The sequence below is a fragment of the Actinomadura mexicana genome, from assembly GCF_900188105.1.
GTDB lineage: Bacteria > Actinomycetota > Actinomycetes > Streptosporangiales > Streptosporangiaceae > Spirillospora > Spirillospora mexicana.
In genome coordinates, this window is sequence record NZ_FZNP01000002.1 from 150,764 (window position 1) to 169,682 (window position 18,919).

The following is an 18,919-nucleotide window of genomic DNA, read 5'->3' on the forward strand; positions in this document are numbered from 1 at the left end:
GCCTAGCCGTTCCCCTGCGCCGCCGGGACGGGGACTTCGGCCAGGACGCCGTCCAGGAGCTCCGCGGTCTCCGCCGCGCCGGCGGCGCCCGAGAGCGGCACCAGCCGGTGCGCCCAGACCGGCCGCGCCAGGGCCTTGACGTCGTCCGGGGTGACATAGCCGCGGCCGTCGGCCAGCGCGTAGATCCGCGCCGTCCGGCACAGCGCGATGGAGCCCCGGAGGGAGACGCCGGCCCGCAGGTGCGGATGCCGCCGGGTGCGCTGGGCCAGGCGCAGGACGTACTGGTGGACGGAATCGGCGACCGCGACCCGGTCGGCGGCCGCGCCGAGCCGCGCCATCTCCTCGCCGATCAGCACCGGCGCCAGGTCTTCGGGCTCGGTCAGGGACGAGCCGCGCAGCAGCGACAGCTCCGCCTCCTCGCCCGGATATCCCAGCGACAGCCGCATCAGGAAGCGGTCGAGCTGCGCTTCGGGCAGCGGGAACGTCCCCTCCAGGTCGATGGGGTTCTGCGTCGCCACCACCAGGAACGGGCGCGGCACCGGGTGCGCCTTCCCGTCCACGGTGATCTGCCCCTCCTGCATCACCTCGAGCAGCGCCGACTGCGTCTTCGGGGAGGTCCGGTTGACCTCGTCCACGATGACGACGTTGGCGAACACCGGGCCCGGGTGGAACTCGAACTCGCGGGTCCGCTCGTTGAAGATCGTCACTCCGGTGACGTCGGAGGGCAGCAGGTCGGGCGTGCACTGCACGCGGCCGATCTTCCCGCCGGTGACCGCCGCCAGCGCGCGCGCCATGGTCGTCTTGCCCATGCCGGGCAGGTCTTCCAGCAGGACGTGCCCGCCCGCGGCGAACGCCGTGAGGATCAGCCGCACCGTGGCGGGATCGCAGCGGGCCGCCGACTGGATGCCGGAGGCCATCCGCTCGAAGGCGGCGGCGGCCAGCAGCGCCTCCTCGTCAGGCAGCGCGGGCGGCGCGGTCGTGGTGCTCACTCATAACCCTTCTTAGCCGCAGTTGCCCCAGCCGGCCGAGGCGCTGGCGCCGGACGCGCCGCCGGAGTACCGGACGCAGTCGCCCGGCGCCAGGACGAAGACCGGTCCGGCGTAGTACTTGAACGTGCCGTTGTCGGCGGCGACCTTGCCGCCCTTCTGGCTCTGGAGGCGGACCCAGACGTTGGTCCCCTTGCCGATGTCCGCGGTCTTCATCGTGACCGCGCAGTTCTTCTTGGTGCTGGCGCTGTAGAGCTGGTAGATCCGCCCGCCCGAGAACGACGAGGACCGCTGGACCTGGTAGTTGCCGCCCGCGGTCGCGTTGCAGACCTGCGCCGGCGTGTACGGGTTGCGGGTCTGGGTGGGCTTGGGCTTCGGCTTGGTCGGGGTGGGCTTCGGCGTGGTGGGCTTCGGCGTGGACGGCCTGGGCGTGGACGGCCGAGGCGTGCTCGGCCTGGGCGTGCTCGGCCTGGGCGTCGTCGGCCTGGACGTGGTCGGCCTGCTCGTGGGCGTCGTTGTCCTGGTAGGCGACTTCGTCGTGGGCGCCGTCGTGGGCGCCGTCGTGGGCGTCCGTGAGGGCAGCCGAGGCGACGGAGTACGCGAGCCGGGCGTCGCCGGAGCCCGGGGCGCTTCCGTACGGCCGGTCGCAGGGGGCGTCTCGGGCCTGTGGGACGGCGGCGTCTCGGGCGCCTCAGGAGAGGGCCTCGGGTCGAGCGGGTACGGGAGGACCGGATCGGCGGGCGGTGCCGGCACCGGAGGCGGGCTGCTCGCCCCGTCGCCCGGCGTTCCCGGGCGCTCTGCGCCCCGCCCCGGCCCACCCGGGTACTTGCCGACCTTCCGGGCCACCCCGTCACCGCCGACGACCAGGGCGTCCGTGCTGCCCGGCGCGTTGACGAACAGGTTGCCCTCGCGGACCTGAAGCTCCATGTCGCCGCGCCCGGCCGGCATGGTCAGCATGCCGGTCTGCCGCCCCGCCGGCTCGAAGACCCGGACCTGCCCGGTCTCCCGCACGGGCAGGTACACCTTGCCGGCGAACGGCACGGCGGGCTCCTGGACGGGATCGGTCAGGGGGAACGACCGGACCGGGCCGCCCTTGCGCACGTCGCCCAGCGTGACCACCGAGCCGGCGCCGGGCACCGTGACCGCGGCCAGCGCGCCGTGGGTGCGCGCCGGAACCATCGCGCCGGCGAGCGACACCGGCGCCGTGACCTTGCGGGTGCCGCCGCCCGTCGCGACCACCAGCTCGCGCCCGCCGCGGTCGACCACGAGCGCACCCTCGTCTAGGACGGTCATCGTCAGATCGTGGTCGGGCGGGGCGGCCTCGGACGTCCCGACGACGGTGGCGCCTTGGGCGGAGACCTTCAGGGCGATGACGGTGCCCTGCCGGGGCACGGCCACCCACAGCCGGCCGGCGTCGTCGAACTCACCGCCGACCAGCGGTCCGGGCAGTTGCAGGACCGGGCCCACGGGACGCAGCGTGGCCGGGTCCAGCGCGCGCACCGCGCCGGACGTGCGCTCGACCAGCGCGGCCCCGTCGGCGCCCATCGCCAGGTGCGGATCTCCGCGGGTGCCGATGTCCAGCCGTCCCGAGAAGCCCAGGCCGCTGAGGTCGAGCGACGACACGCGGCCGGTGTCCAGGTCGTGGATGAGCAGGAACTTGTCGTTCTGGGTGACCTGCACCCGGTGGCCGCGGGCGTCCCTCACCTCGCGGCGCTGCTCCACCCGTCCGCTGTCGGGGTTGACCCGGTCCACCTCGCCGGCCGTCCGGCTCCACAGCCAGGCGCTGCCGTCGGTGGCCGCGACGGCGAGACCGACGCGCCCCCCGCCGAGCAGCGTGGCCAGCAGCAGGACCGTGACCAGGACGGCGGCGGCCCACCAGCCGCCTCGCGCGCGAACCATCTCGGCGCCCTTCATCCGCGACTTCACGGCCGCTCCTTCGTCCCGGGGGCTTGGCGTCGCGGGCTCGGCCCGCTCATGTCGGCGGCCATCAGGGCAGGTCTTCTTCCCAGGTCAGAGATGCTTGTCGAACCGGTCGGCGGACGGCCGGTCCGCGCCGGCGTCGGCGATGCCGTGAAGCAGGGCACTGCGGCACCTCCGCCGCCTCGGAGACCGACTCGCGAGTCCATCAGCGGTGGGTCCGCCCGGCCTGCCGCCGCGGCCGACACCACGCTACAGATCACCGTCCGGAGCCCGCACGATCTTGCAACCGCCGAAACCGCCGTGTGGCGGAGACGGACGCGTTCGCCGGCTGGAAGCCCGCGCGCGGGCCGGGGCGAACCTGGGCTGTGCCGTCCCCCGCCTCGGCCGCGGCCGGGCGAACGCACTCGGCATGATCGACCTCGCCCGGGTCACCGCTCGCGGGACCCCGAGCATCTCGTCCGGAGGGTGCGCGGAGTCGACGACTACCCCAGCGCCACGTTGGCGTGCCCCTTCCGATATTCGTTGAGCGTGAAGACGGATCCCGCCCTGTTGCGCGCGATGACCTGAACGGCGAGGAAGGCGTCGACGATGGTCGGCAGCGAACGCAGCGATCCGCCGATCAGCTCTTCGGCGCGGCCGATCCGGTACCGCACCGAGTTCGGGTGGATGTTCAACTCGTTCGCGGTGTCGTTGATGCTGAGGTCGTTCCGCATGTAGACGATCAACGTTTCGAGGAGGTGCTCGCTGGCTTCTATCTTGGCCAGCAGGTCGTGCGACCGCCGTAGCAGCTGGTCTTCGTCGGCGGTGCTGATGGCGATGTCGGCGACGGCGAAGTCCTCGAACCGCTGCACCGCGGGACCGTCGGCCGCGCGGGTCAGGCTGCGGGTGAGTGCCAGCCGCGCGTCCCGGTAGCTGTTGCCGATCAGGTCCAGCGACGCCACCCTGCGGCCGATGCCGGCCGACGCCTGGAACTCGCGGCCCCTCAGGACGCCGACGGCCTCGTCGATGAGGCGGCTGTCGCGGCACTGGAGGATCACGACCGCGACGCCCTCGTGGGAGCCGACGAGGTGGGGCGACGAGGAATTGGAGACCAGCCCCCGAATGATCTGCGTGACGTCCCTCAGCTGCTGCGAATGCAGTTCTGGGTCGAGTCGGCGCTGGCTCCAGTGAGGCAGGGCGACGGCGGCGACGAAGCACGGTCCGTGCGGCTCGAACCCGAAGCGACGGACCTGGTCCCAGCCGAACTTCTCGTAGCCGTTGTTCATGACCAGTCGTTGCAGGACGTCGGCCCGCTGCAGTGCCTCCTCGGTCGCCGCGGCGCGCCGGCTGAGGGCGATGACGTCGAGCAGCTGCTCGACGGTCGTGATCAACTGCGAGACGATCTCCTGCGGGGTCGGATGGCCGCGCCTCGCCAGCACGATCCAGCGGTGCGCCTCTTCCGGCCCGTTGATCAGAGAGGCCACGACGTGCCACTGCCCGACGGTGAACTGCTGCCGCTCTTGGGATGACTTGTCGATGCGCTGCCAGATGACACTCGCGGGGCCGTCCCCCGTGGCCGCCAGGAGCCGCCCGTCGGGGTAGTAGAGGATCACCGTGCTGTTGACCAGGGCGCCGAGACGGCGCAGCAGCGAGTCCGTCGGATCAGGCGTGGAGACGGCGGCGATGAGGCTGGACTGCAGCGCGAGCAACTGCTGGTAGAGGACGAGCTCGCTGCGGGCCACACGTTCGTTGACGGCGTCCTTGATGGAGCGCAGGGACGAGTTGGCCGGCGCTGAGAGCAACGGCATATCCAAGGCCCCGGCGGCTGCCACGATCGCCGGCGGCAGCCGGGTGGCGTCCGCTGCCAGCGTGTGGACGATACCGACCGCGCCCGCCGTCTTCGCGGCGGCGACGAGCGCCTCCGCGCCGCCGGGACCCGCGCCCTCGGGCAGTCCGCTGGTGAGCAGCAGTACCGCACGGTGTTCGGCCGCGGGAAGCCGCCCGAGTTGCAGTACCTCGGCCCGGGCGATCTCCGCGGTCCTGGCCCGGTTGCCCCCGACCATCAGCTGAAGCTCGAGATCGACGTTGCGTTGCAGGTCTCCGATAGTGAACATGGCACTCGTCCCATACGACACATTGACGGGGGAGCGTATCCCACACTCTACGACGCCTCATTGAGTTCGATCCAGCCTGAATTCGCTGGTCAGGAGGCTGAACTCGGGCGAGGACCGGACCGGTCCGGTGACGTCGCCCCACAGGCCGTCATGGGGTCACGTCCCGCAAGCCGTCCCTCGGAGACCGGTCCGGTATGTTCGGGTTATCCGACGGCAGTCGATTCCCGGACGAGAGAGGCCCGGGCGCTCGCCGCCGCCCTCCTCACCTCCGCGCCGAGATCGCTCCCGGGCACCAACGCCTGGCAGTACGCGTCGATGGCCGCGTCGCCGAGCGCGCCCCACTTGTCGAGCCAACCGCGGACCAGGTCACGGTTCGCCTGCCCGTGATCGCCGGATTGCAGGGCGTACTCCACGAGCGCCTGCGACCACTTCTGGGTGCGATCGCTGTCGATGAGCTGGGCACGGCACAGCAGCGCCAGCAGCGTGTCCCCGTTCTCCTGCGCGACTGCCGACAGAGCCCGCAGAATGGCCGCGTCGATCGCCGGCCGGGCCACGAGATTCACCGCGACGAACTGCTCGGCCCAGTCCCACGTGACGAGGGCGCGCTCCATCAGCTCCCGGAACCCCTGCCAGGCGTCGTCGTCCTCCCAGCGGGCGCGTTCCTGACGCCCGAACCCGGTGGAGGGGTGGGAGCCGGCGAGCTCCGCCGTCCGGTAGGCGACGCGCGAGACCCATCGCAGATGGTCGCCCGACTCGAAGATGAAGCAGTTCTCGATCGTGCTCGACGGCGCGAGCGCGGCGAGGTAGGCGGCCGACATCTGCACCGTGTGCAGCAGGTACCGGCTGGGCGTGTAGAGGCGCGCCAGCTGCGCGACCCACTCGTCCGACAGCCCGCTGTCGTGCTCGTTCTTGTTGTGGTCGTCGAGCAGGGCGTCGACATGCGCCTCCTGCCCGTCCTGGATCATGTTGTACGTCCGGTAGACGATCTGGTCAGGATCCCGGAAACCGTCCCAGTCGGCATGCCTGAGGGGCGATTCATTGCGGTATTTGACGTACCACTTGCTCAGCGGCACATCTGGCCCCATGGCCCAGGGAGCCTCGTCGTCGGTGCTCCAGAGCAGGTTCGTGGAGACGATCTCGTACTCGGTCGGCCTGCGCCGGTTCTTCGTGAGGTGACTCCACGTCTTCAACGGCCTGGAGACGTCGTTGGGATCGCTCATGAGTTTCTCCTCGGTCTTGTCCTTGCGGGGGTAGGCGTCAGGACTGCTTCATGAAGTACCAGCGCATGTATTCGTCGTGCGTCTCGATCTGGCCGGAGTAGCCGGTGAGACTGATCTCCAATTCCTGCATCGAGAACGCCCGGCCAAGCAGCTCCTCCATCGTTCGGCGCCGGATCACCAGCCCCCCTTCCGCCTCGACCCGAACGTACGTTCGGTGATCGTCGACAAGAATCTCCTTTTCCGGGTTGTCCCGCTCGATCGCCTCGACGGCTACGACCGACATGTCGCCGCCGCGAAGCAGCGGGCCGGCGAGATTCGACCTGCTGTGCACCGGTGTGCTGGTCATGTTCTTTCCTGTTCTCGCCTCGGTACGGTGATGGACACTCACCGCTTCAGGCGTGCGAATACTTCGGCTTGATTCCCTTGACCGACACGAGCACGTTGCCGTCGCTGACCTTGACCGGGTATCGAGCGAGTTCCGCGTCGTCGGGATTCACACCGTGCCCCGAGGACGCGTCGAACTCCCAGAGGTGGGCCGCACAGGTCAAGGTCGTTCCGTCGAACTCGCCGTTGTCGAGGGGATGCTCCTGGTGCGGGCAGATGCTCTGCAGGGCGCGGACTTCACCGTCGTCGGTGCGGAGCAGCAGCACCTTGACTCCGGCCACCGAGCAGAGCCGCATCTCCCCCACCCAGAGGTCGTCCCCCTCGCAGACCTCATGGAAGTCGGGTTCCGGCGTCGCCGTCACCTGCGCCCACCGCCTTCCGCGCGCCGGTCCGCCGACCCGACCCCTGTCGACGGGTCGGCGGACCCGGCGCAGTTCACTGGCCCTCCGCCACGAACACGTCGATCTGCTGGAAGTGCCGGAGTCCGGCCTCCTCGACCGTCATCGTCCGCGGGAACGGCACCGCGTCGTCGGTCTCGGTGGTCAGCCGGACCAGCAGTGTCGCGCCGGGCTTGGGGTGGCGGGCCTGGTAACCCACCGCGGGGGCCAGGCATGCCTCCACGACCTGGTCCATCGTGTAGCCCGTCTCGACGTCGATGATCCGGGTGTGCGCGTCGTACTGAAGCCGTCCGATCACGGCAAGGGGCGTCGACATCTCAGTCTCCTCTCGTTCCTGAACGACGACCGGCGGCGCGGGCCGCGACCCGCGCCCGGCCGGCGCGGCCGGGGCGCGGCGTCAGGCGTGCGCCCATGCCAGGTCGTGTGCGTCGGTCCCGCCGGGGCTGATGACACCGGCGCCCATGTACCTGAGGATGTTCTCGGGCGTGTTGGGGGAGATCTCGCCGTTGTACATCCGGTCGGCGATGCTGGTGAACGTCTTGTACCGGTCGGGCTCAAGCTCGAAGATCCACTTGCAGACGCTGCTGCAGAAGCTGTACAGCCGGCCCTCGTGGTCCAGTTGGTACGCGCGGGCGTTCCAGACCGTCCCCCCCTTGTTCGAGATCGGGATCTGGCACATGTTGCATATGGCCGGCATCCCGATCGCCTGGGACTTCTCGGGGTGCCCCGCGCGGATGTTCTCGATGATCACGTCCCAGTACTGTCCGAACGTGTCGTTCCAGCCGGGGTACTTGCTCTCCAGCCAGGCGCGCTCGCGGGGGCCGACGTTGCCCGTCGGGTTCCACCACAGCGTGTTGCGCCACGCCCACGTCGCGGCCGCCTGGCAGTGGTGGTGGGTCTCGACGTCCTCAAGGAAGATGTCCCAGTACCACGGGCGCTCCAGCCCGAGGTCGAGCAGCTGGCGTTCGAACTGCTCGCCGACGAACTCGGTCATGTACTCCTTGAAGGAGCGGTCGCGCTTGTCGAGCGGGATCCAGTAGTCCATCGGGATGCCGGTGAGGATCGCGAAGAGCCGGTGGATGCGCCAGAAGGCGATGTCGACCGCCTGCTGCGCCTCGGCCTTCCTGCCGTTCCTGATCAGGATCTCGAGGACCGGGGTGCCGATCTGCGCGTGCCTCGCCTCGTCGGACTGGATGCTGGTGATCAGGTTGGAGAACGTGAAGTCGCCCATGTTGGCCGCGTCCGCCGACAGCCCGATCATCTGGATGTTCGTCAGTCCGGTCTCGAACGCGAAGTTGAGCATGACCGAGGTCGTCACCGCGTCCCGGGTCATCATCACGTCGTCGAGCGCGTGCCTGCCGGCTATCGCGGCCCAGTTCTTGCTGTGGTGTGCCTGGTGGGCCCAGTCGAACTGGCGGTCGAGGCTCACCAGCTGGTGCGGGAAGTACAGCTGGATCTGCCCGTGCCGCATCTCGTCGAGCATGCCGAACGTCGCCATGTTCCGCATTCCCGGCGCTTTCGAGAAGCGGGTCATCCGGGCGTCGGACTGGCACGCCGCGTACTCGGACAGGGCGATCGCCCCGTAGTGCAGCTTCAGCATGCTGAGGTATGCGGGGTCGGCGTCCTCGTAGTAGCGGGACCGAGCGAGCGCGGCCTTCACCGAGTAGGCGCCGGCGTCCTTTTCACGCTGGACGCTCACGTACTCGCGGTACGAGACCTTGTAGGGCTCGTCGAACGACTCCCACTCCTCGGTCGGGATCCCGTACGGATCACTCTGGTCCGGCGGGAAGAGCTCGTCCATCTCGACGTACCGCGGCGTCCAGTTGGTGTCGCGGGCGATGTCGTACCAAGTCGATCGTTCCAGTAGCGCCATGTGGAATCGCTCCTATCGATTTTCCCGTGCGTGTCACGCCGGGGATGGCGACCGTGATGTGTCAGATTTTGTGCCGCTACTCGGCTGCCCAATGCGAGCAGCAACGCTCGCGCAATATCGCGCGGTATTTCTTGGTGGTCTCGGCGAGCAGTTCGCCCGAGCCCCAATCAACGATCACGCCGTACTGCCGGACAAGGTCGTAGGCCGTCAGCTCGCCGTCCTTGTACCGCTGGGCGACGTGCGCCGGGTCGGTCTCAAGGAGGCCCACCCGGGTCGACCGCAGCCTCCGCCGCTCGGCGGCGGTCGCGACTTCGTCGACCCTGTACAGGTCCGGGTCGCCTGCGTCGTGGACCACCACCACGCCGTAGTCCTTGCGGGCCCGGTCGATCGAGACGTAGCCGTCGATGACGTCTTCGCGGACGGACCGGGGAGCCCGCCGGAGGGGATCGCCGTAACCGCCACCGCCCGCCGACGGCCGCTCCAGCGAATCGCCGGGAACCACCGGAACCCGCGACGCCAGGGATCCCAGGTAGCGTTCACCGGTGGAACCCGGGTTGATCCACAGGCCGTGCGGGCAACTGGGCGCCCCGCCGAGGCTGCCGACGATCACCGATCTGGCGCGGTCGGAGCAGTACGACACGACGGCCCCCTCGCAGTCGGTGAGGATCACCTCCTTCACCATCCCGAGCCCGCCGCGAAATTCGCCTGGTCCGCCCGAGTCGGTCTTCAGTTCACAGGTGCGGGTCACGATGGGGGAGGTGAGTTCCTGCATCTCGGTCGACTGCAGGGCGTGACCGACCCCGAAGATCGACGCCGTGGCGTTGGATCCGTCGCTTCCGTTGCGCCCGCCCCAGCCGCCGGCCATCCAGTCGTAGTACATGAACTGCTCGTGCCCGTGGTGGCGGACATCTCTGCCACCGAGCAGCACGTACTCGAGATTGAACGACGTGGCGATCGCGCGCTCGGGCATGATCTGGGACCAGATCTGGAAGATCGCGTTCACGATCTTCTCGTACGGTCCCGCGTAGAATCCGGTGACCGCGGTGGGCCAGGACGCGTTGACCACCGTCCCGCGCGGACCGAAATCCACGGTGACGGCCCGATAGAACCCGGAGTTGAGCGGTACGTCGGGGAAGAAGGTCTTGGTTCCGGCGATCACGGCCGAGTAACTGCCGCCGAAGGCCGAGTTGAGAAAGCTCCCGATGGCGGGATGCGACCCGCTGAGGTCGTAGTGGACACCGTCCCCGGAGATCCGCATCCGCACCTTGATCGGGACGAGGCCCTCGCCCCTGCTCGGGTCGCTGTCGATGTGGTCCTCCGCTTCCCACGACCCGTCGGCCAGCATCGAAAGCCGCCGGCGCACGACGCGTTCGACGTAGGCCTGAGACGCGCCGAACGCCGCGATGACCGTCTTCTGGCCGTAGCGCTCGACGAGCCGGTGGACCTCGCGTTCGCAGACCCGGGTCGCCTCGGCCTGTGCGCGCAGGTCCCCTTCGGCGTCCTCTGGTGACCGCGTGTTCGACGCGATGAGCCGTCCGACATCCGCCAGGTAGCGTCCGCGCGACCAGATCCGGACCGGGGTGATCCGGAGCCCCTCGCCGAAATGTTCCGTCGCGCTGGGATCGAACGAGCCGGTCGCGGCACCGCCGACATCGGCCCAGTGTCCGTTGCACTGGGCAACGGCGATCAGCGCGCCGGCGCTGAAGATCGGCCGCAACACCCTGACGTCGCTGAAGTGCGTGCCCCCGCAGTACGGATCGTTGAGGATGAAGACATCGCCTTCGTAGATGTCCCCGCGGAACGCGTCGAGCACCGCCTTCGCAGCGAAGTGCAACGTTCCCACCTGCACGGCGACGTCTCGGCTGCCCTGGGCGACGGTGTCGCCGCCGGCATCGCACAGCCCGCCGGAGAAGTCACGTGCGTGTATCACGAAGGAGTGGCAGGTGCGCAGCAACTGTTCGGCCATCAGGTCGACAGCGGTCACGAAGGCGTTCCGCAGGACTTCGGCGGTCACCGGGTCGAGGTCGTCCGTCTGGTCGTCTTCTATCATCTGCAGCAGTGCACGCTGAGTGACCATGGGTGCCTACTTGTCCGCGTTCATGGAGATGCGCAGGTTCTCCATCGGGTCGACGACCGCCGCCCAGTCCGGAGGGACCAGCGTCGTCGCGTCGGGTTGAGCGATGACCGCGGGACCGGTGACCTCGGCGCCGGGGTAGAGGTCGGACCGGTTGTACACCGGTGTCTCCAGCCGGCCCCGCGGTTCGATGAACCTGACCATCCGCCGCCCCACCGGTTCGATCGGTCTCCCGTTTCCACTACTGACCGCACCGAACTGCGGCTTGTCGAGGACGCCCAGAGCCGAGACCGACAGGTGGTAGAGATCTACCTCGCAGAGATCGCGGCTGAACCCGAACTCCCCGCGGTGCTGGACGTGGAACTTCTCGACCAGGCCGTCGATCGCGCGGACCGGCTGGTCGACGGCGATGGGCATCGAGCGCGACTGCCCGCGGTACCGCATCTCGATGAACCGCTGCATGCTGATGCGTTCGGTCTCGACGCCGTCCTCCAGGAGGCTCCTGCGGGCGTGCGACTCCAACCTCAGGAACGTCGATTCGATCTCGTACGGGTCGGCGGCGTGCGCCTCACGGATGAACATGGCGCCGAAGTCGTGCCTGATGTCGACGAGCAGGCAGCCGAACGCCGAGGTGACCCCCGGCCACGGGGGGACCACGACCGCGGGGAGGGACAGCTCGCGGGCCAGGTGGACCGCGTGCATGGGGCCGGCGCCGCCGAACGCGACGAGCGCGAAATCGCGCGGATCCTGTCCACGGCGGATTGACACGATCTTCAAGGCGTCGGCCAGATTCGCCGACGCGACGCGCAGGATGCCGACCGCGGCCTCCTCCAGCGAACTGTTCAGTTCCTTGGCGATCCGGCGCACCGCCCGCTTGGCGAGTTCGACGTCGAGGAGCTGCGACCCCGCGGCCAGCGAGGTGTCGATCTGCCCCAGGACGAGCTGCGCATCGGTGGTCGTCGCCGCCGTGCCGCCGAGTCCGTAACAGGCGGGGCCGGGATCCGCGCCGGCCGATTGCGGGCCGACGCGCAGCGCCCCGCCGTCGTCGACCCATGCCATCGAGCCGCCGCCGGCCCCGATGGTCAGTACCTCAAGGTTCGGGAAACAGATCGGGTGCCCGAAATCCACCGACCAATTGCGCGTGATCTTCAATTCTCCACCGGAGACGATGGAGATGTCGGCGCTGGTACCACCGATGTCCAGGCCGAGTGAGTTCTCATAACCACAGGCGAGCGCGATGTGCCTGCTCGCCACCGCGCCTGCCGCAAGGCCGGAGGACGCGAGCCGCGCGGCGTGCTTCTGCGCGGCCTGCGTCGTCATCACGCCTCCGCCGCCGTGCATCAGATGGAGCCTGCCGCCATACCCGGATTCGGCCAGCCGCTGCTCCAGGCAGGTCGCGTAATGGCCGACCAACGGCGACAACAGGGCGTTGGCCACTGTGGTCGAGAAGCGTTCGTGTTCGAGGATCTCGTCCAGCACGGCGCTGGAGATCGAGACCGCGACGTCGGGGAGCTGCGCGCGCAGGAACTCCTGCATCGCGATCTCGTGCACCGGGTTGACATAGGAGTTGACGAAGCAGACGGCGACCGTCCGCACCTGCCTGCGCCGGAGCGTGTCGACCAGCTCCCGGGCCTCCCGCATGTCCAGCGGCTCGATCACGCGGCCGGTCGCGTCGACCCGTTCGGCGACGGCCAGTCGGTCGCGGCGCGCGATGTAGGGAGGGGCGACGTCCTTGTAGGCGTCCCACAGATCCTCCTTCGTCCCCCTCCTGATCTCGATCACGTCGCGGAATCCGCGAGTCGTGACGAGAGCCGCCCGAGGAAACGTCCGGTTGAGCAGTGCGTTGGTGGCGACGGTGGTGCCGTGACAGAAGAACGAGGTGTCGTCCAGATTCGCACCGGTCTGTGCGATGCCACGCATCACACCGTCGATCGGGGACACGGCCGTCGTCGGCACCTTGGCCACGCGGGGCGCTTCTCCGTGCTCACCCAGTACGCAGACGTCGGTGAAGGTCCCGCCGACATCGACCGCGACACGCAATGCCATCCCGCACCTCCGCACCTCGGTTCTCGCACCGGGGCCGGTGCCCTGGTGAGTACCCGATCCAGGGCATCACCCCTGGTCGTTGCCCTAGATACTCGTGCGGCCCCCTGGGGCAAGCAATAGTGAAGAGTGAGAGAAGAGCACGACCGGATTGTTCAGGTCTCCCACGCACCGGCTGTGGATTCGTGATCGCCGTGACGACAGACCCGGGCGGGCGGCGGCCGTGGAGGCGTCCGGCGGCGGGACGAGACCGGGCCTCAGCCGCGCGGCAACCGCCTCTGGCCGGTGGGCCTGTGTACCGGGTCGGGACGGGGCGGCACTGCCAGGCGGCCCACCGACCCTGAGATGACGGCGGACCCGCCGCCGACGGCCCGGTCGCAGCGGATCACCCCAGCGCGGCGGCCGCGTACCGGTCGGCCCGGGGAGGGGATGCACCGATCGGAGACCTGCACAATCCGATCACCCCGTTCTCTCACTCTTCACTATTGCCCGCATTCGGAGGGCCGGACGAGTATTCAGGGCACCCCGCACGGCAAAGGAGCCGGCGACGGCCTGGCGAGATGAACTCCATTCTTCGCATCTGGATGGTGGAGCCGCCATCACGCCCGTTCAGTGTCGACTGAACGTCTGTCTACGAACGTTGGCGAGGGCGTGCCGGCAGGCATCGCTGTCGCAGAAACGCTTTCAGCCGGTGATTCAAGGGATACACCATGAGCGAATCGAACACCGCAGGCCGACCCGCCGACCGGACGTACACGAGCTGCGTCACCGGGTCACGGACCAGTCGGCTCGACCTCACCGACGCGGCCCGTCCGGTAGCCGCCGCCTGCCGGCACACCCACGACACCCTGCTTCGCTGGGGGCTGGCCTCCGACCTGATCGACGAGGCCCTGCTCATCGCCTCGGAGCTGGTCACCGATGCCGAGAAGGGCGAGGCGAGGGCCGGAGGGGCCCAGGAGATCCGGCTCACCCTGCGAGCCGGCCACGTGAGCATCGCGGTCAACGATCCCGATCCCTGCCATCGGTCCTCCGCCGGGCCGTCGCCGATGTCGCCGAGTCACGCCGGGTCCTGAGCATCAGCTCTTCGGCCGGACCGAGGCCGGCGGTTCACCGCCGGCCAGAAAATGACGGGCCGAGCTTGGCGACAAAGGCGACCTGGTCCCGCGCATGCGGCGGCAGGAAATGCCTGTGACCGCACCGGTATCCGCTATCTCGACAGCCTCCAACCGGAGGCTCCACAAACTCCTCTGTCACGGACCCGACGATTCCTCTCCAAGGAGACGGCAATGAGCGAACGCCCGACAACGGGAAACAGACCGCTCCAGATCATCGATCACGACGACCCGGAGGTCGTGCGGAGCGCCTCGACGGAGGACTACGCACTGCATGTCGCCCCTTTCACGTGGCGATCGGGCCGGGTGTCGCTGCTGATGGCCTGGTACGCGTTCGCGAGCGCGATGTTCTGGCTCATTCTCGGCGCCACCGTCGCCCTCGTCGCGGGCACGGTGGACACCCTGATCGGGCTCGGCCTCTCGGTGATCGCCTACAGCGTGATCGGCGGGCTGATCAGCCGCTACGCCGCGCGCACCGGAATCTCGAGCGCACTGTTCTCACGCTGCCTCTTCGGCTACCTGGGGTCGGTGGTGGCGCCACTGATCATCGGGGCCACCGCGCTCTACTACGGCGTGTTCGAGGGATCCGTCATCGCCTCCGTACTGCACCAGTACACCGGAGCGGGCTCCATCCAGCTGTGGTACTTCCTCGTCGCCGCCTACAGCATCCCCCTCGTCATCGGCGGGGTGCGCCAGTGGCTGGACAAGATCAACGGCGTGCTCCTGCCCTTCTACTACATCGGACTCATCGTGGTCATCGTCTGGGCGGTGGCTCGCCACGGCTATTCCAATGACTGGCTCACCGCCGGTCCGGTGACCGACACGTCCCTGCACGCGCCCGGCTGGTTCTTCGCGTTCACGACCTACATGGGTGTCTGGATCATGATTCCGTTCACCTGGGACTACGCGCGGCTGGCCAGGACGAGCGACTCCCGGTACCACCGGCGGCTCACCTTCGGCCCTCTCTTCTACATTCTGACCCTGGTGGTCAACGCGGTCGTCGGCATCTACCTGGCGCACACTCTGGTGACCAATGCCCCGCTCAGCGAGCTCTCCGCGGTCGAGGGCATCGTGAAACTCGCGGGCATCTTCGGCGTGGGGCTGGTGTGGATCAGCCAGACCAGGATCAACACGGCCAACTACTACCTCGCGAGCATCAACGCCGAGAGCTTCTTCGCCCGAGCGCTGAAGATCCACCTCTCGCGGCGCGTATGGGTCGTGCTGGTCGGCATCGCCGCGTTCGGGCTCATGCTCACCAATCCGATCTCGTACCTGCTCAAGTCCCTGCAATGGCAGGGTGTCTTCGTCGTGGCGTGGGTCGCGATCACGCTGGTGTACCTGGCATTCGCCCGGCGTGACGGGCGTGCGGCCGAGGACTTCGAGTTCAGGCCCGGCCGGATTCCCGCCTTCAACGCCGTCGGACTCGTGTCCTGGCTCGTCGCGTCGGCGGCAGGCATCATCCTGGTCCAGGCGGCGGGCTCGTTCGGCGCGACCTGGTCCGCGCCGATCACGTTCCTGCTGGCGGCGGCCATGTACGCGATCGGCCGCTTCGCCACCGGAGAGCGGCACGTTGTGGTGCGCCGCCCGTTCGACCCGCGTTCCGAGGTCGAAGACCCCTGGGAGGCCCGGGTCCTGTGCGCCTCATGCGAGCGGCACTACATCGCTCAGGAGATGGACCGCAACCCCTCGACGCCCGATCGCGCCCCCATCTGCGCCGAGTGCGGCAGCGACGACACCGCCTACCTGCGCGCCTCCTACGCCGAGGCTCGGTCCAGTTCGGTCGGCCACAGCGATGTGAACCTGGTCGCCTCCGACTGACCACACGGTCGCGGGCGCGCGGAACCGCGCGTACGACACCGCTGCCCGCACCGGCGGCCAGCGAACAACACACTGGGCAACTGAAGGACTTCCGATGCAGCAAGGAACTGACACCGTTGGCCAGGGGATCGCCGGATTCACCTCTCCGCCGACCGGGATGCTCGTCGGTGGCGAGTGGCGGGAGGCCCGCGCTGGTGCGAGTCTCCCCGTCTTCGACCCCGCGACCGGAGAAGTCGTCGCGGCCGTCGCGGACGCCCGCGTGGAGGACGCGGCAGAGGCTGTGGACGCGGCGGCGGCGGCATTCCCTCATTGGTCGGCGACATCCCCGCGACGTCGGGCCGCGCTGTTGCACGACGTCTTCATGGCCGTCCACGAGAGGGCTGAGGAGTTCGCGGCGCTCATCACCCTGGAGATGGGAAAGCCCCTGGCGGAGTCACGGACCGAGGTCGCCTACGCCGCCGACTTCCTGCGGTGGTACGCGGAGGAGGCCGTCCGCGTCACGGGCACCTTCCGCACCGCTCCCGACGGCTCGGCCCGGCATCTCACCCTGAGCCGGCCGGTCGGGCCGTGCCTGCTGGTGACACCGTGGAACTTCCCCCTCGCGATGATCACTCGGAAGGTCGCGCCGGCGCTCGCGGCGGGCTGCACGGTCGTCCTCAAACCCGCCGAGGAGACACCTCTGTCGGCATTGCACTTCGCCCACGTGATGGCCGAGGCAGGACTGCCCGCAGGGGTGGTCAACGTGCTGAGCACGAGCCGACCCGGCCCACTCGTCGAGGCGATCCTCCGGGACCGGCGGATCCGCAAGCTGTCCTTCACCGGATCCACTGGAGTGGGGCGCAGGCTGCTGGCACTGGCCGCGCCCGGCGTGCTCCGGACCTCCATGGAACTGGGCGGCAACGCGCCCTTCATCGTCTTTGACGATGCCGACGTCGACGCGGCCGTCGACGGCGCGGTCGCGGCGAAGCTGCGCAACGGCGGGCAGTCCTGCGTCGCGGCGAACCGCTTCATCGTCGCCGACTCGGTCGCACCGCAGTTCGTCGACGGACTGGCCGACCGGCTACGTGCGCAGGTCGTCGGCCCGGGGGCCGACCCCCGATCGACCCTCGGGCCACTGATCAACGGAGCGCAACGGGATCGAGCGGTCGGGCTGGTCGACGACGCCATGGCCCATGGCGCCGACCCTGTCGTCCACTACGGCACGGCCGCCCCCGGAGACGCGTTTCTGAAGCCGGTCCTGCTCGACCGGGTGGCACCCTCCGCGAAGATCGCGCGACAGGAGATCTTCGGGCCCGTCGCCACGGTCTGTCGGTTCTCGACCGAGCAGGAGGGCCTCGCTCTGGCGAATGACACGGAATCCGGTCTGGTCGGCTATGTCTACACCCGGGACCTGGATCGCGCCGTCCGGGCCATCGAGGCGATGGAGTGCGGGATGGTCGGGGTGAACCGGGGACACATCTCCGACGCCTCGGCACCGTTCGGCGGTGTGAAGCAGTCCGGCCTGGGCCGCGAGGGCAGCGAGGTCGGCATGCAGGAGTACCTCGAGACCAGGTACGCCTCGATCAGCGCCGCTCCCTGAACGGTGGGCATGTCGACCGCCGTCATCGTCGGTACCTCGATCGGTGGCGTACGAACCGCGAGGGCGCTGCGTTCGGCGGGGTACGCGGGCGAGATCGTGCTCGTGGGCGCCGAGGACCACCTGCCCTACGACAGGCCGCCACTGTCCAAGGACTTCCTCGCCGGAACGGCGACACGGGAGGACCTGACGCTGCTCGACAGGGACGCGGCGGACGCCGCGGGAATACGGCTGGAGCTGGGAACTCCCGCGACGGCCGTAGACCTGGCCGGCAGCGCGGTGGATCTGGCCGACGGCCGGCGCCTGGAGTTCGATGAGCTCGTCATCGCCACCGGGGCACGCCCGCGTCCCTCACCGTGGGGCGCCCCGCGCGGCCTGCACGTGCTGCGGACTCTCGACGACGCCCTCGCACTGCGCGAGGATCTGGGCCGCGGCGGACCGCTGGTCGTCATCGGCGCCGGTTTCGTCGGCGCCGAGATCGCAGCCACCGCCACGACCTCGGGGCTCGCCGACGTGACGCTCGTCGACCCGATGCCCGTTCCGCTCGGCCGCGTACTGAATCTCGCCGTCGCCGAACGCTTCGTTCGCCTCCATGCCGACCGCGGGGTGGCCACTCGGTTCGGGACCGCCGTCACGGGTGTCGAGGTCGTCGACGGCGGGCTCGTCGTCATGCTGGAAGGGGGGACGAGTCTCCCCGCGGCCACGGTGGTCGTGGGTATCGGGGCGGTACCGAACGACGGCTGGGTTCGCGGCTCCGGGCTGACCGTCGCGGACGGCATCGTCTGCGACCAGTACTGCCGCGCCGAAGGCGCGGCGAACATCTACGCCGTGGGTGACGTCGCTCGCTGGTTCCATCCCCGCCACCGCCGGCTCGTCCGCGCCGAACACTGGACCAACGCCGTCGAGCAGGCCGGTTGCGTCGCGCACAACATCACGCATCCGAACGATCCGCGGGCGCACGCACCGATCGAGTACGCATGGACCGATCAGTACGGGTGGCAGATCCAACTGGTCGGCCGCACCGGAGGAAGCCTGGACCACGTCACCCTCGCCGGCGCCGATCCGGACCGCAGCTTCGCGGTCCTGTACGCCCACTCCACCGGGGAGTTCGCCGGTGCGGTCACGGTCAACTGGCCCCGCGCGGTGATCACCTGCCGGAGGGCGCTGCGCACTCCGGCGCCCCTCGACACCGTCCGGGAGAACATCACGGCGGCACGACGGCGGTGATCGGCAGCAACGCCAGGCCGGCGGCGAGCGGGGAGTACCCGCTGGTGATCTGCAGTTGCAGCGGCACGAGGAAGAACATCCCGGCCACCGCGCCGTAGATGCAGAACGACGCCGCGTTCGCCGCGCTGAAGCTGCGGTGCGCCAGCAGGCCCAGCGGCAGCATCGGCGCCGGCCGCCCCCTCGTCTCGGGTCTCG

General features: G+C 69.3%; 15 protein-coding genes. 4 read left to right on the forward strand and 11 right to left on the reverse strand.

Features of this window, described 5'->3' with window-relative positions:
• Positions 1-2 precede the first annotated feature (2 nt).
• From CHC11_RS05105 to CHC11_RS05150, 10 genes are all read right to left on the reverse strand, one after another.
• On the reverse strand, positions 3-989 hold the full coding sequence (locus tag CHC11_RS05105) for an AAA family ATPase (RefSeq protein WP_245918762.1): 987 nt from the start codon (positions 987-989) through the stop codon (positions 3-5).
• A gap of 12 nt (positions 990-1,001) precedes the next feature.
• A complete protein-coding gene (locus CHC11_RS05110; RefSeq protein ID WP_089310437.1) occupies positions 1,002-2,912 on the reverse strand; it encodes an NHL repeat-containing protein in 1,911 nt (636 codons plus the stop codon).
• Positions 2,913-3,388: 476 nt separating this feature from the next.
• On the reverse strand, positions 3,389-4,999 hold the full coding sequence (locus CHC11_RS05115; RefSeq protein ID WP_089310438.1) for a helix-turn-helix domain-containing protein: 1,611 nt from the start codon (positions 4,997-4,999) through the stop codon (positions 3,389-3,391).
• 203 nt (positions 5,000-5,202) lie between these two features.
• The gene (locus CHC11_RS05120; RefSeq protein WP_089310439.1) at positions 5,203-6,219 is read right to left on the reverse strand and encodes an aromatic/alkene monooxygenase hydroxylase subunit beta; all 1,017 of its coding nucleotides are present in this window, start codon (positions 6,217-6,219) and stop codon (positions 5,203-5,205) included.
• Between the two features lie 37 nt (positions 6,220-6,256).
• A complete protein-coding gene (locus CHC11_RS05125; protein WP_089310440.1) occupies positions 6,257-6,565 on the reverse strand; it encodes an MmoB/DmpM family protein in 309 nt (102 codons plus the stop codon).
• Positions 6,566-6,611: 46 nt separating this feature from the next.
• Entirely contained in the window at positions 6,612-6,965 is a 354-nt protein-coding gene (locus tag CHC11_RS05130) for a monooxygenase system ferredoxin subunit (RefSeq protein ID WP_218825944.1), read from the reverse strand.
• A 73-nt stretch (positions 6,966-7,038) separates the two neighbouring features.
• Positions 7,039-7,317 carry a toluene-4-monooxygenase system B family protein gene (locus CHC11_RS05135; protein WP_089310441.1) on the reverse strand — a complete coding sequence of 93 codons (279 nt, stop codon included), beginning with the start codon at positions 7,315-7,317 and terminating at the stop codon, positions 7,039-7,041.
• Positions 7,318-7,398: 81 nt separating this feature from the next.
• Positions 7,399-8,874, reverse strand: a complete 1,476-nt coding sequence (locus CHC11_RS05140) for a YHS domain-containing protein (protein WP_089310442.1) — start codon at positions 8,872-8,874, stop codon at positions 7,399-7,401.
• A gap of 76 nt (positions 8,875-8,950) precedes the next feature.
• The gene (locus tag CHC11_RS05145; protein ID WP_218825945.1) at positions 8,951-10,951 is read right to left on the reverse strand and encodes a hydantoinase B/oxoprolinase family protein; all 2,001 of its coding nucleotides are present in this window, start codon (positions 10,949-10,951) and stop codon (positions 8,951-8,953) included.
• Positions 10,952-10,957: 6 nt separating this feature from the next.
• Positions 10,958-12,994, reverse strand: a complete 2,037-nt coding sequence (locus tag CHC11_RS05150) for a hydantoinase/oxoprolinase family protein (protein WP_089310443.1) — start codon at positions 12,992-12,994, stop codon at positions 10,958-10,960.
• Between the two features lie 707 nt (positions 12,995-13,701).
• Here CHC11_RS05150 and CHC11_RS05155 point away from each other — a divergent pair.
• The 4 genes from CHC11_RS05155 (at position 13,702) to CHC11_RS05170 (ending at position 18,724) form a co-directional block, all read left to right on the forward strand.
• Positions 13,702-14,064: a hypothetical protein gene (locus CHC11_RS05155; RefSeq protein WP_089310444.1), complete on the forward strand. Its 363-nt coding sequence runs from the start codon at positions 13,702-13,704 to the stop codon at positions 14,062-14,064.
• 213 nt (positions 14,065-14,277) lie between these two features.
• Positions 14,278-15,921 (forward strand): purine-cytosine permease family protein, encoded by a 1,644-nt coding sequence (locus CHC11_RS05160; protein ID WP_089310445.1) that lies wholly within the window; start codon positions 14,278-14,280, stop codon positions 15,919-15,921.
• A 157-nt stretch (positions 15,922-16,078) separates the two neighbouring features.
• Positions 16,079-17,500: an NAD-dependent succinate-semialdehyde dehydrogenase gene (locus CHC11_RS05165; protein ID WP_218825976.1), complete on the forward strand. Its 1,422-nt coding sequence runs from the start codon at positions 16,079-16,081 to the stop codon at positions 17,498-17,500.
• A 9-nt stretch (positions 17,501-17,509) separates the two neighbouring features.
• Positions 17,510-18,724, forward strand: a complete 1,215-nt coding sequence (locus tag CHC11_RS05170; protein ID WP_089310447.1) for an NAD(P)/FAD-dependent oxidoreductase — start codon at positions 17,510-17,512, stop codon at positions 18,722-18,724.
• Here CHC11_RS05170 and CHC11_RS41990 read toward each other — a convergent pair.
• Positions 18,702-18,887, reverse strand: a complete 186-nt coding sequence (locus tag CHC11_RS41990) for a hypothetical protein (RefSeq protein WP_218825995.1) — start codon at positions 18,885-18,887, stop codon at positions 18,702-18,704. The two genes, CHC11_RS05170 and CHC11_RS41990, sit on opposite strands and share 23 nt — an antisense overlap.
• Between the last annotated feature and the right edge of the window lie 32 nt (positions 18,888-18,919).

Coding starts and splice junctions, on each gene's coding strand:
- CHC11_RS05115 (WP_089310438.1), bottom strand. CDS start 4,999: ATGTTCACTATCGGAGACCTGCAACGCAACGTCGATCTCGAGCTTCAG.
- CHC11_RS05120 (WP_089310439.1), bottom strand. CDS start 6,219: ATGAGCGATCCCAACGACGTCTCCAGGCCGTTGAAGACGTGGAGTCAC.
- CHC11_RS05125 (WP_089310440.1), bottom strand. CDS start 6,565: ATGACCAGCACACCGGTGCACAGCAGGTCGAATCTCGCCGGCCCGCTG.
- CHC11_RS05135 (WP_089310441.1), bottom strand. CDS start 7,317: ATGTCGACGCCCCTTGCCGTGATCGGACGGCTTCAGTACGACGCGCAC.
- CHC11_RS05140 (WP_089310442.1), bottom strand. CDS start 8,874: ATGGCGCTACTGGAACGATCGACTTGGTACGACATCGCCCGCGACACC.
- CHC11_RS05145 (WP_218825945.1), bottom strand. CDS start 10,951: ATGGTCACTCAGCGTGCACTGCTGCAGATGATAGAAGACGACCAGACG.
- CHC11_RS05150 (WP_089310443.1), bottom strand. CDS start 12,994: ATGGCATTGCGTGTCGCGGTCGATGTCGGCGGGACCTTCACCGACGTC.
- CHC11_RS05155 (WP_089310444.1), top strand. CDS start 13,702: ATGAGCGAATCGAACACCGCAGGCCGACCCGCCGACCGGACGTACACG.
- CHC11_RS05160 (WP_089310445.1), top strand. CDS start 14,278: ATGAGCGAACGCCCGACAACGGGAAACAGACCGCTCCAGATCATCGAT.
- CHC11_RS05165 (WP_218825976.1), top strand. CDS start 16,079: ATGCTCGTCGGTGGCGAGTGGCGGGAGGCCCGCGCTGGTGCGAGTCTC.
- CHC11_RS05170 (WP_089310447.1), top strand. CDS start 17,510: ATGTCGACCGCCGTCATCGTCGGTACCTCGATCGGTGGCGTACGAACC.
- CHC11_RS41990 (WP_218825995.1), bottom strand. CDS start 18,887: ATGCTGCCGCTGGGCCTGCTGGCGCACCGCAGCTTCAGCGCGGCGAAC.